The organism is Alteromonas sp. W12 (genome assembly GCF_001924945.1).
Taxonomy (GTDB): Bacteria; Pseudomonadota; Gammaproteobacteria; order Enterobacterales; family Alteromonadaceae; genus Alteromonas; species Alteromonas macleodii.
Genome location: NZ_LQXH01000007.1, coordinates 610,271 through 623,050 on the forward strand (window position 1 = coordinate 610,271; position 12,780 = coordinate 623,050).

A 12,780-nucleotide genomic window follows, 5' to 3' on the forward strand; every position below is an offset into this window, starting at 1 on the left:
TAATTTACGTTACACTCTGTTAAGCGCAACTTTCTAGCAGTGATTGTAGGTAATTGATTTCTTTTATGATAGTGCTTTAGGCTTCATCTTCTGGATATGTGCTATGAATATCGGTAATAATTCGCGGAAGTTCTGCAATAAGCTTCTTTTTATATCGACGTTGCCTGCGTCGCGCTTTAGCGTTATTAGCCCTCCACTGCGCACGTTTGTCTTTCACAATTCGCTCTAGGTCTTGGCCATCCTCTATTAAAATTGCGTCGTTAATGGTTGTTCGTTTTGTCATACTAAAACTCCAACTTCAGCTGCTTATTGCGCCATTGTTTCGAGCGTTGGTTGAGTGCGTGAAGCGATACACTCTCAGTGGCTATTTGTTTGGCAAGGTTTAATGCTGCGCTGGCTTGTTCGTCGGTCAGGTCGTTATAGGCCGGCGAGGGAATGACCTCATACCACGCACAGCCGACAATATTGTCTAAAATCACCCGCATAAAACAGTGGTCATGATGTATTGGCCAGGCGTTTTTCTTTGTAGATGCAATAGAAGGGAGCACATTTTTCGCGTAGTGTAGAAATTCTCGTAGGTTCTTCGTGTGCTCCGTTGATTTTGAGAGATAAGCGTGTGGGAATTGGTTCTGAAGGGAAGGTGTGTGCATGCGTGATTTAGCCCTCGTCCAATTCGTTTACGCACTTTTATTACTACATAGCAAGAGTTTACACGACACCAATGAAATTCAGAGTTACACTATTTTTAGTTTTACTGTTTTTGTTTATAGATTCTTAGTTTATTGATTCTTAGTTTTATGAGTTTTAGCCTAGCGCTAAATGCTCATTATTAATTACATGGTTGGTTAATGCGCCCTCATTTAAAAATTCTTGTTATAGAAGATGCTGTTGATTTATTGGAACAAATCACTTCGAGTATAGGCAACACCATCACTTACTTTGACCGAAGTGACGTTGAAATAAGCCTGCTTGAAGCGAACTCCGTTGCAAAAGCACTACAATTTGTTCGTGAAGACGGTGACATTCAGGCTGTGGTATTTAGCTGGGATGTGGTGGCGAAGGTTAAAGAGCTAACAGACGTAGTACCTTTAAATGGCGTACTTAATGAAAATACGAGCCCCGCAGCCGAAAGCGTTAGTTCACAAAACGCGAACGAGAAAACCACAAGCGAAAAGTCGTCTGCACGCAACGCTGTTATTGATAATAACGCCAGAGTTATCGACGCCATTAAACGCATTCGCCCTGAACTCCCCGTGTATGTCTTAGGCGATGCAGTAAAAGGGTTGGATATTGTAAACCAAGCCAATGGCATTGAATCATTCTTCTATCGTAACGACATTATTTCAGACCCAGAGTCCATTTTGGGTTATATCATCAATGACTTTGATGATAGAAACGAAACGCCGTTTTGGACTGAATACAAAGACTATGTAGTGGAGTCTAACGACTCGTGGCATACGCCAGGTCACAGCGGTGGCGCAAGCTTTAGAAATTCACCCTATATCAGTGATTTTTATCGCTTCTTTGGTCGTAACGTGTTTGTTAGTGACTTATCGGTAAGCGTAGACTCGCTGGGCTCACTATCAGATGGCACTCACGCTATCGGCAAAGCGCAAGCCGCTGTCGCGAATACATTTGAAGTTCGCCATTCCTATTTCGTCACGAACGGCTCTTCGACATCAAACAAAATCATTTTGCAGACGCTGTTGCGTGAGGGCGACAAAGTAATTGCCGACAGAAACTGCCACAAGTCAGTGCACTACGGCATTATTCAGGCGCGCGCTATGCCAGTGTATTTAGACAGTGTATTTAACCCTGAATACGGTATTTTCTCACCGCCTAGAATGGCGCAAATTAAGCAGCTTATTGAAGAAAATACTGATGCTAAACTTATCGTACTGACGGGCTGTACCTACGACGGGTTATTGACTGACCTTAAGCAAGTCGTAAATTTAGCCCACGAGCATGGCATTAAAGTGTTCATTGACGAAGCATGGTTTGCGTATTCCTTGTTCCACCCTGCATTGCGTGATTACTCGGCTATCGCCGCTGGGGCAGACTATATTACTCACTCTGCGCACAAAGTGGTGTCGGCGTTCTCGCAAGCATCCTTTATTCATGTAAACGATCCAGATTTCGATAAAGACTTCTTTAAAGAAGTGTTTGCAATTCACACCAGTACCTCGCCCAAGTATCAACTGATTGCCTCGCTTGATGTATGTCGTCAGCAGCTGGAAATGGAAGGCTACAAAATCCTTAATGAGCTATTAAGCAATGTTGCCGAACTCAAATCGCAAATGGCCAAGTTCAAGCGACTTAAAATACTTTCGCCTAGTGACTTTGCGAATATGTTTTCCCACTTTGAAAGCGATAACATTGGGCACGACCCGCTTAAAATCTTAATTGACGTATCTGCGCTAGATTACTCTAATCAAGAAATACATCGTTTCTTGATGGACGAAGTCGGTTTAGAAATAGAGAAGTTCACTCATAGCACTATTCTAGTACTGCTTACGCTAGGTGGAATGCGCTCTAAAATTGTAAGGCTATACAACGCGTTAAAACGTCTTGATGATGGCGCCGTTAACCTAAGCAAGCGCAAGAGCAAGAGTCCGTTACCGGCAGACATTCCGCCAATTCATTTAGATGACCTTCCGTCAAAAGCGTTTTTCAGCCCTAGGGAAGCCATTCCATGGCAAAACAGCGTTGGACGCACTGCAGCAGGTTTAATTACACCGTATCCGCCTGGTATTCCGCTTATTGTTCCTGGACAGAAAGTGGAACAAGCGCATATTGATTACCTTCAGGCACTGGCAAGCCAGAAGCTTACCGTCCAAGGTATTTACGACGGTGAAATTTATGTTGTCGCTGAAGAATAAACTGAACTAATAAATAAAAACCTTAAAGTTAAAAGGAATTAAAAATGATGAAACGTTCTTTGCTTGTATGCGGCTTAATGTCAGGTCTTGTTGCTTCACCTTTGAGCGCTAAAGATTATGTAACAAGCGAACAGTTACCTGAGTGGTTTAATACATCATTGAAGAAAGAGGCGAGGGACTTGCCTCGCACCCGAGTCTCGCTACCGGTGTTTCCTATCAACGCAACCGCTATTGGTACGTGGTCTGATGCTAAACCAATTGATGACTATTGGTATTTTACCGTTGATATTGGTTCAGAGTCTCCCGTCGAATGCTGGGCTTTTCAAGACTATGACGGCTTAGCAAACTCTCTTGTGAATATGATGAAATATGCAGTATCCAATATTTCAAAAGCACAGGAGAAAGTGCTCGATAGCCAGTTTAATTTTAGTTTAGATATGTCAACGATGGGTGATACACCGGTTTTCGCCTACAACTTGCTGTACAACCTTGGTGAGCCTGAACAGCGCGTGTCGGGCCTGCTCAAGGGGATGTCTGCTGAAACAGCAAATGGGCTTCAAGTGTGTTTACACAATGAAGTCGGCTACCGAGAAACATTTAAAGACGTGTTTGCCTCTTTTGTGAATGCCGTAGACAAATCCTCAAACCCGCAGCCTTTCTTTCACGCTATTAATGGTATGAAAATGCACGGCGAATTAGTGGGAGTAGTGTCGGAAAAGTTTATAAAAGATACCGACGGCGATGTGGAGATTGTTGAGACAACATCGTTAATATTACCCGTCGACGAAAACACGGTAGCTTCCACTGATGTTCGCGTTCGCTCTTGGAGCCGGGCTGATGGTACGCTAATTAACGCTTATCAGTATGCAGTAGAAAATAGTGAATTAAGTTCTGCGATGGGCGTTTCTATGCCAGACGATAAATGGGTGTTAGAAGGTGAAATTCAAGGGAAGGCAATTTCTTCTGAACTCGCTTTCACCGGAGAGTTTATTTCAAACTTTGGTGCCTATCTTGAAACGCAAAAACTTGCGGCATCAGATAAAACGTCGGCTACCTATTATATGTGGAATGCTGACACAGACCCCACCCAGGCGACAGCTACAGAGTTGCAAAAAAATGGCACTGAAAATGGCTTATTAAAACTGACTGCGGACGTCATAGGTTTTAAAGTCAACTATACAGTGGATGAGGCGTTTATCATGCAAAACGCTGAAATGAAAATGGGGCCTATGGATTTCCACATTTCACCCATGTATGTGTCTGGTAAGCCAACAGAGTTGTAACTCGGCTTTCGATAACTTATGAAACATACAATAGTCAGAAAAAAGTCGCTATTATCACATTATTGCTTAGCATTTGGGCTTCCAACATTGTTTATGCGCAAAGCTCGCCTAAGTTCGCAGTAATTCCTCTAACGTTAAGCGAAAATGTGTCGTTGCCCCTTGGTAAAGAGATATTGCTTGATGTAAAGGTTTACGACCCCGACTTAGTGAGTTCGGTTTTAGGCCAGTGGCGTGGCATAGAAGTAGCAGGTCACCATAATGGTGTTTTAAGGCTTTCGATAAGTGAGAATGTGATGGCGGTGGTAGATGCCCAATCCCCAGACTCTCAATATCTCGCTAATACGTTTGTAATTGACTATGAAGAAGCGTCGGTTAAAGCAGTAACCGACGCTTTCTTGTCTGATTATGGTAAAGGTTTAAAAGCAGAGGATGACGGCAAAGGCGCTAGCGTTCAAGAAACAAAAGTAGAGAGTTACTCTGCTGAGGTAGGCGCGAAGATTGAAGCATTCATTGCAAACTATATTACTGAGCCTTCTTATATTCACAGCTTCTCTTTTGCATCGACGGTTGCGAAATCTAGAAGCGGAGATTGCACTGAGTACGCGGTACTTTCTGCCGCATTAGCACGAGCGCTGGCTATCCCAGCCAGAGTCGTCGTTGGTACGATAATAGTTGACGACGGCAGCACTGTAGAAGCGATTGGGCATGCATGGAATGAGTTTTGGTTTGATGGGCGTTGGTGGCGAATAGACGCGGCAATGTACGGTGCTGAGTCTGCTAAAACGTTTTATTTACCTTCCCATATCTTAAACAATGAAGGGCCTGGTTATGCTTTAAGCCTCTCTAAAGCGGTACTAAACAGCCCCGAGAGTATTACTGTTGTTCAAAAAAGATAGGTGATTCCTTCTCCTATTGGTAATTGTATGACGCCTTTTTTACCGCACTATTAAGCGTTGCCGCTTTGCGTTTTGGGTTTCATACCTTACACTTGCGCCGAAAGTTATAAAAAGGGCAGTGCAAATGAAACTAAGTGACGTGAAAAAGCTTCATCAAAAGAAATTTAGAACGCAGTTCGGATTCTATTTGGTGGAAGGAGAGCACTTAGTTTTGGAGTTAATTAATGTTGCTCAGCATGACAGCAGTACATTAGGTGATATCACCCTATATGTGACAGCTGATTATGAGGCGTGGGTGAAAGAAAGACTTGATTTTTCAGCCTCTAATATGAAGGTAGAAACGGTATCGTCTCAACAAATGCAGCAACTAAGCGATACCAAATCACCTCAAGGTATTATTGCTCGCGTTCCACTTCCTAACTCCGCGTTATATTCAGAGCGGTCACAAACCAGCATTTCAGCAAACAAATCCAGTGCCGAAAAGTACATTTATTTGTATGAAGTTCAAGACCCTGGCAACTTAGGCACCATACTAAGAACGCTAGCGTGGTTTGGTGATTTTACATTATTACTAAGCCCAAATAGCGTAGATCCATACAACTCGAAAGTTGTACGCTCAAGTATGGGGGCTATTTTCCATGTAAACATGGAATTAAACGTGGCGCTTGAAAGCCTAGGGGAGCGGTTCGAACGCTTCGCTTTTTTGGATATGAACGGTGACAATATTACCTCAGACACTTTTGGTGATTATCAGTGTTATCTGTTTGGTAACGAAGCCCGTGGCGTGCCTGTTGACGCACTATCACAGCTTAACGCAAAGGCGTATACCATTACGGGAAGCGGTAAGATTGACTCGCTAAATTTAGCCAGCGCTGTGAATATTTGCGCTTATGAATTAACCCGTTAAGTTCAGCCCCTCAACTCGATTACGATAGGAATTAACCATGGCATTACAATGGTTCCCTGGGCATATGCACAAAGCCCTGAAAGAAATTAAAGAGTCGCTTAATCAAGTAGACATTCTTATTGAGGTGCTTGACGCGCGTATTCCATATTCCAGTGAAAACCCCGAAATTGCAAAAATACGCGGCGATAAGCCCTGTATTAAAATTCTTAATAAGTATGATTTGGCAGACCCAGAAATTACTGCGCGCTGGCAGGAGAGCTTAGAGAAAGAGCGCGGCGTGAAGACGATCACGACCTCTAGCGATAACCCGGGCAACAGCAAGCAAATTATGCAGCTGGTTAAAAGCATTTGTTCGTATAAAGACGGTCAACCAAAAGCAATTAAAGCTATGATCACGGGTATACCTAACGTGGGTAAATCGACGCTAATTAATATTTTAGCCGACCGAATCATTGCTAAAACAGGCAACGAGCCAGCTGTAACGAAAAGCCAGCAGCGCATAAATTTAGGCAGCGGTATTATCTTGTTTGATACACCGGGAGTACTGTGGCCTAAGCTTGAAAACCCACATTCAATTTATCGGTTAGCTTCATCGGGCGCTGTTAAAAATACTGCCATGGAATACGACGATGTCGGTTTTTTTGCGGCAGATTACCTTATTAAAGCGTATCCAGAAGTAATGAAGGAGCGCTATAAGCTGGACGAGTTGCCAGATACTGAAATAGAGTTTCTGGAAGCCGCCGCCAAAACGCGTGGAGCAATTCAAGCGGGTGGTCGCGTAAATCTTCATAAAATATGCGAGATCCTGCTTAAAGAACTGCAGTCGGGTAAGTTGGGGCGAATAACCCTAGAGACACCAGAAATGCTGGAAGTTGAAAAAGAAGAAATGGCACTTGAGGCGGCGAAGAAAGCTGAAGCGAAAGCCAAGCGTAAAGCAAAATTCAAAACAGGCTCGTTAACGCCTGATAAGAAAGATCGGAAAGAAAAACGAGAAGAGAAGCGTCAAGAACAAAGCCGTAGGATGAAGAAAAACAAGCGCTAACTAAAAAATAGGCTTAATCGATTAAGAAATAGGTTGCAAAAATTCGCTATTACTTGATACTAACATTAGGTTAACAACTTTTGTTGGATATTTTATGCGCGTATTTTTGCTCCTTCTATTGGCCGTCTCCTTGCCTTCAATAGCTAATGAGTTGTCGGTTCTCTCCCCAGATAAAAAAGTAAAGTTATCGTTCACAGATGATGGCGAATTAGCGCAATATCGGGTGTCATTTAACGGAGAACCCGTTTTAGGGCTCGGTAAGCTTGGTTTTACTTTTGCAAAAGCCGCCCCTTTATATCGCGACTTTAAAGTAGAAGAGATAAGCAGGAATACGGTGGATCAAACATGGCAGCAGCCGTGGGGAGAGCAGCGAGACATTCGCGACAACCACAATGAGCTTTTGGTCAAGTTCTATAACCCAAGCGATAAAGACCGCACTTTTCTTGTAAGAGCCAGAGTTTTTAACGATGGTATCGGCTTTCGCTACGAGCTACCTGCAAGCGGTAACCGCATAATTACTAGAGAGCTGACTGAATTTAACTTAGTCGATTCTCATCAAGCAAAAGCGTTTTGGATCCCTGCCCATGGTCGAGATAGATATGAATATGTTTATCAATCCACTAATCTGCAAGACGTTCACACCGCTCACACGCCATTCACGGTGAAATATGAAAACGGCACCCATGTCGCTATTCATGAAGCTGCCCTTGTTGATTACGCGGGTATGAGCCTTAAAAGACAAGAGTTAGGGCGTTTTACAGCGTCGCTGGCACCTCGTCACGACGGGAGTTTAGTGCATAAAACTGGCAGTTTTGTTACCCCATGGCGCACTATTACGTTAGGAAATGACGCAACGGATTTGGTTAATTCATACCTTGTTTTGAATCTTAATGAGCCAAATAAACTCGGTGACGTGAGCTGGGTTGAGCCAGGCAAATACATAGGTATTTGGTGGGGAATGCACATTGATGAGTATACGTGGGGCTCTGGAAACAAGCATGGTGCTACTACTCAGCGCACAAAGCAATACATGGACTTCGCCGCTAAACACGGTTTTGATGGTGTATTGGTAGAAGGTTGGAATAAAGGTTGGGACGGTGATTGGATAGCGAATTCAGAGCTATTTTCTTTTACAGAAAGCTATCCAGACTTTGATATTGAAGCGGTGACCAGCTACGGCGTGAAGTTAATAGGGCACCATGAAACTTCGGGGGGAATAACCAACTACGAAGCGCAGATGGAAGACGGTTTTGCCCTGTACAACAAGCTGGGGGTCTCTCAAATTAAAACGGGCTATGTTGCCCACGGCCAAAATCTCAAAGTACGCGACGACAACAACGTACTGCGCTATGAATATACCGACAGCCAGGACGTGGTAAATCATTTCATTAAAAACGTCACAACCGCTGCGAAATATCAGTTGTCTATCAACACTCATGAGTCGGTAAAAGATACCGGCCTTCGCCGTACTTATCCAAACTGGATATCGCGAGAAAGCGCTCGTGGTCAGGAATACAACTCAGGGTGGGCAGCACCTAATCCACCCAACCATATTCCTATGTTGGCGTTTACTCGCATGCTCGCTGGTCCGATGGATTTCACACCTGGCATTTTCAACTTTGACTATGTTCGGAAAAATGACGGCGGAATAGAGTGGGGCAAAGGAGAGGTAATGCGCCCTCAAACAACGCTTGCCAAGCAACTGGCCCAATACGTAGTGCTGTATAGCCCTATCCAAATGGCTGCAGACTTGCCTCGTAATTATGAGAATAATTTACCGGCGTTTCAGTTTATCAAAGACGTCCCTACAGACTGGTCTCATAGTAAAGCGCTTCAAGGGGAAGTGGGCGAATATATTGTAATGGCGCGTAAAGCGAGCAAGCACAAATCCTACTCTGGAAACGATTGGTTTGTTGGTGCGATTACGAATGAAGAAGCCAGAGAGTTATCATTGCCATTAACCTTTCTAGAGGAAGGTCAGCAGTATGAAGCGCAGCTCTATCTAGATGGAGAGAAAGCGCATTGGAAATCAAACCCCTACGCAATGAACATCGAGAAAAAGGTAGTCACGTCTGCCGATGTCTTGTCATTAAAGCTTGCGCCATCGGGGGGAGGAGCGATACGCTTTAAATTACTATCGCAATAGTAGACAGGGAGTGATGTTGGATAAGATTCAGTATTTTGATAAAGCGTTGTTTGAAACGCTTAAACAGTCGGCTGAGGAAAGTCCTCGCCGACGGGCTAATTTGAACGTACATAAATCTTATACCGACATGGTACAGCGTTTGTTTATTGCAATGATGCCTGACTCCTACGTGCGGCCTCATCGACATGTACAGTCTCATAAGTGGGAGTTCTTCATGGTGGTAGAGGGCGAGTTGGACATTCTATTTTTCAGCGACGATGGCGACGTTGAAAACAGAGTAACGCTAACGGCTCGTGGAGAGACCAGCGGAATTGAGATTCCTCCTAACACTTGGCACGCAACGGTATGCCACCGGCCAGTAGTTTTCATGGAAGTTAAACAGGGCCCTTACGAAGTCACCGATGATAAAGGTTTTGCAAGCTGGTCTCCTGAAGAAGGAAACGACCAGGTCCCCAATTTTCTAGCATCACTCAAGCAAGCGGCGGTGGGTGATAGCGTAGCCTTTTAAAGGCACTTCTTGTCTAATCACGCACTTATAGCATGTTTTAGACACTTTCCTTTTTGGAAAGTCATTGCTATTGCTTATCTACATGGTATGGTTAAGGATAAGTGACATAAGGCCGCTGCTGAATTTTTGAAAAGCACCGAAGCCTCAACATTTAGCTTAGTCGCGGCACAGGGTCGTTTGTACAAGCACATTGTGAAAAGAGAATTATCATGCAAAACGTTTCAACTGGTTATTTTTATAATTTTAATTACTGATTGCACCTGACCGTCGGTGTTCAGGGGCAAGTATTGGCTTCTGGGCACTGCAGGTAGAACGTTTTGCAAAAGCCCAGAAGGTATCACCATCTGGGCTTTTTTAATGCCCGTAATTCTCGGTAAAAGACAATGAAAGAAATCACATTAGGTGACATCAGAAAGCAGCACAGAGTTAAACAGGAAGTAGTAGCAATGGCGTTATCGGTCACAGCTTCTGGTGTAAGTAAGTTGGAATCAAAACGTATTCAGGACGTTTCACTTCAACGTGCGGCTGCATATTTAGCTGCGGTTGGCGGGAACATGAAAATTGAAGTAACTATGCCTGATGGTGCTACTTTACAAGTTGGGTAGTAGGGCGTGTTAATTTGTTGCTGCATAAATGCACAGCAAGGAACGACAAATCCTAGTTTTAATACCAGTCCTTATAGATTATTACCCACTCAGCGAGACTTAAAATGTTCGTAATCGCGGCGTGTTACCGCAGGTAAAAATATGGCTAATCCAACCACTGCTGGGTTGGACTTGCCATGTTATTGATTACTTTTTATTACAAGTTCGCACTACGTATCCTAGTGATAGTATGCCGCGCTATTTTCTCTAAAGCGGCGTGACGTAGCAAACGTGTGTAGCCATTCGTTAAAGGAAATACCCCGCGCACTCTGCTCATTATAAAATGGGCTAGGTGAGGATACTGGGAAAGCATTATCTTCACAAAAATCGTTTAGCACCATGTGGCAGGTGCCTTCACCAAGGTAAAATTGATAATTCCATGTGAAAGCTGACAGCGCATGAAGTGACGCATTAGCCTGAAGCTGCCAGCCAAGTATGTAGCCTAAATCAGATTCTGTTACACCCCATGTCGTTGGGTCTAAATTACCTCTAGAGACCTGATCAGAGATTTTAGAAAACTGAATTTGAACAATGTCGGTTCCTGTTGAATATTGCGCAAAACGGTTCCAAGGGTACTGATAAGCTAATCGCAGCATCACCTGCTTATTGAGCGTTAGATGGTTAAAATTGCCAATCAGTGATTGGAAATTACGTGGTAGTGTATCTTCTATCCCCCATGGCCCTTGATAGTTTAGGACTGTTTGCGTAAAGCCTCGGGATATAACACCAAGCGACGCATCAGCGAAGAGGGCAACCTTTGTGCGACCAAACAGCGATTGGAAGTAGGGGAAGTTGAACGTTGCACCATAACCGCCCGCACTGCTTCCACTGAGTAGCACTTTGTTGGGTGATAAATCATCGTTGTTCAGTTTTTCTTTAATCCACTGCATAACAACTAGCGCGTTGTCGTGACCACGGTGCTTTAAAGTAACTTCGGCACCAGGTAGACCTGTAACGATACCAAGCTCGTCGACGTACTGCGTGTCTTTTGAGCCTAAGTGTAGGTCGCCAGTACAGTAGGGAATGAAAACTTTTGACCAAGTTTGAAAAGGGTTCTCTTGTGTATCTTCAAATATTCCGCCTGAAATAAATGGCGTATTTTCGATTACGGCTGATGGGTTATAAGCGGCTCGCGACATCGGGTTGTCGTCAAACTCAAGCTGCATTGACGCTAAGCAAGTGGCACTGTCCCAGCAGGCGCCGCCACCATTGAAGTAGATAAGTAGGTTATCACTTTCTCCTTGTTCGAAATAAAACGAGAATGGGTTGGGGGCTAACCCCTCTGGTCCCGGTAAAGCGGGAAGAGAACATGATGGGTACACGGTTTTTTCACCGCCGCCAGGTACTGATACCACCACCTCATTTTCAGGAGTGATTTGCTCCCATTGTGCAAAGGCATTATGGGCACAGAAACTCAGTGCCATTACAGCAAAATAGCGAAAACGTTTAGCGTAAGAATGCATAAACAATTCCTTTTGACATAGATAAACATGGTTTGAATAGTAAGTTTGATTCGGCTGTTTTGAGAAAATTGAACTTCCTGAAACTTTCTCAATCGATCTCATTAGCGCGTAACTACGACAATTCATAGCGAGCGCTATACATTCATGATCGTGAATTGCGCCACGAACTGTGGCTATAGCCTACGCAATAGGTTATAGCATTTATCCACTCTGTCTAGCGTTGATGTGGCGTTTTAAAGCATTGAATAAACATATTTTTACGACTAATCGCTTTAACTAAAATACTTCTGGGTTAAAATATAGCTAAATCGATTACAAGGAGTCTTACATGGCCGTTCACGAAATTACCCACCCGCTTATTGCGCACAAACTAGGGCTTATGCGATACGCTAAAATTAGCAGCAAAGACTTTCGCGAGCTTGCCTCTGAAGTAGGGAACCTTCTGACTTATGAAGCAACGCGAACACTGCCTACCGAAAGGGCTAAGATCAAAAGCTGGTCGGGCGATGAGGTAGAAGTAAGACAAATTAAAGGCAAAAAAATTACTGTCGTTCCTATTCTTCGTGCAGGCCTAGGTATGCTTGAAGGGGTACTTGAACTAATTCCAAATGCGAAGATTAGCGTAGTGGGTCTGTACCGTGATGAAGATACGCTTCAGCCGGTCGCCTACTTTGATAAAGTGGTTAAAAATATTGATGAACGTACTGCACTAATTGTTGACCCGATGCTAGCCACTGGCGGTACTTTGATTGCAACAATCGACCTTTTGAAAAAGAAAGGCTGTCGAAAAATAATGGGACTATTCCTTGTTGCTGCGCCTGAAGGCATTAAAGCCGTTGTTGAAGCACACCCTGATGTTGATATCTTTACCGCCGCAATCGATGATAGATTGAATGAGAAAGGCTATATCCTACCGGGATTAGGAGATGCTGGAGACAAAATCTTTGGCACGCGCTAAGAGCGAAAATTTCTAAAAATTATGCCATTGAGCAATTTGTTACACAACTCATCG

Annotated in this window: 12 protein-coding genes; 9 read left to right on the forward strand and 3 right to left on the reverse strand. The window is 43.8% G+C overall.

Annotated elements, in window-relative coordinates:
- Window positions 1-76: 76 nt before the first annotated feature.
- Both AWH61_RS10205 and AWH61_RS20230 read right to left on the reverse strand, forming a co-directional pair.
- Window positions 77-283, reverse strand: coding sequence for a hypothetical protein (locus AWH61_RS10205; protein ID WP_014977119.1), 207 nt, complete (start codon window positions 281-283; stop codon window positions 77-79).
- 1 nt (window position 284) lies between these two features.
- On the reverse strand, window positions 285-485 hold the full coding sequence (locus AWH61_RS20230) for a hypothetical protein (protein ID WP_249922635.1): 201 nt from the start codon (window positions 483-485) through the stop codon (window positions 285-287).
- Window positions 486-848: 363 nt separating this feature from the next.
- On the opposite strand from AWH61_RS20230, the gene AWH61_RS10215 reads away from it, so the two are divergent.
- From AWH61_RS10215 to AWH61_RS10250, 8 genes are all read left to right on the forward strand, one after another.
- Window positions 849-2,879 carry an aminotransferase class I/II-fold pyridoxal phosphate-dependent enzyme gene (locus AWH61_RS10215; RefSeq protein ID WP_083605909.1) on the forward strand — a complete coding sequence of 677 codons (2,031 nt, stop codon included), beginning with the start codon at window positions 849-851 and terminating at the stop codon, window positions 2,877-2,879.
- Between the two features lie 44 nt (window positions 2,880-2,923).
- The gene (locus tag AWH61_RS10220; protein WP_075176993.1) at window positions 2,924-4,162 is read left to right on the forward strand and encodes a hypothetical protein; all 1,239 of its coding nucleotides are present in this window, start codon (window positions 2,924-2,926) and stop codon (window positions 4,160-4,162) included.
- 146 nt (window positions 4,163-4,308) lie between these two features.
- Entirely contained in the window at window positions 4,309-5,058 is a 750-nt protein-coding gene (locus AWH61_RS10225; RefSeq protein ID WP_249922636.1) for a transglutaminase-like domain-containing protein, read from the forward strand.
- Window positions 5,059-5,182: 124 nt separating this feature from the next.
- A complete protein-coding gene (locus AWH61_RS10230) occupies window positions 5,183-5,965 on the forward strand; it encodes a TrmH family RNA methyltransferase (RefSeq protein ID WP_075176994.1) in 783 nt (260 codons plus the stop codon).
- Between the two features lie 37 nt (window positions 5,966-6,002).
- On the forward strand, window positions 6,003-7,007 hold the full coding sequence (gene ylqF / locus AWH61_RS10235) for a ribosome biogenesis GTPase YlqF (RefSeq protein ID WP_075176995.1): 1,005 nt from the start codon (window positions 6,003-6,005) through the stop codon (window positions 7,005-7,007).
- A gap of 94 nt (window positions 7,008-7,101) precedes the next feature.
- A complete protein-coding gene (locus AWH61_RS10240) occupies window positions 7,102-9,153 on the forward strand; it encodes a glycoside hydrolase family 97 protein (protein ID WP_075176996.1) in 2,052 nt (683 codons plus the stop codon).
- A gap of 13 nt (window positions 9,154-9,166) precedes the next feature.
- On the forward strand, window positions 9,167-9,661 hold the full coding sequence (locus tag AWH61_RS10245) for a WbuC family cupin fold metalloprotein (protein WP_075176997.1): 495 nt from the start codon (window positions 9,167-9,169) through the stop codon (window positions 9,659-9,661).
- 383 nt (window positions 9,662-10,044) lie between these two features.
- Window positions 10,045-10,266 (forward strand): helix-turn-helix domain-containing protein, encoded by a 222-nt coding sequence (locus AWH61_RS10250; RefSeq protein WP_014950268.1) that lies wholly within the window; start codon window positions 10,045-10,047, stop codon window positions 10,264-10,266.
- Between the two features lie 218 nt (window positions 10,267-10,484).
- On the opposite strand, the gene AWH61_RS10255 is transcribed toward AWH61_RS10250, so the two are convergent.
- Window positions 10,485-11,768 (reverse strand): pectin acetylesterase-family hydrolase, encoded by a 1,284-nt coding sequence (locus AWH61_RS10255; RefSeq protein WP_039228476.1) that lies wholly within the window; start codon window positions 11,766-11,768, stop codon window positions 10,485-10,487.
- Window positions 11,769-12,096: 328 nt separating this feature from the next.
- Here AWH61_RS10255 and upp point away from each other — a divergent pair, with 328 nt between their 5' ends.
- Window positions 12,097-12,726, forward strand: a complete 630-nt coding sequence (gene upp / locus AWH61_RS10260; RefSeq protein ID WP_014999131.1) for a uracil phosphoribosyltransferase — start codon at window positions 12,097-12,099, stop codon at window positions 12,724-12,726.
- Window positions 12,727-12,780 lie beyond the last annotated feature (54 nt).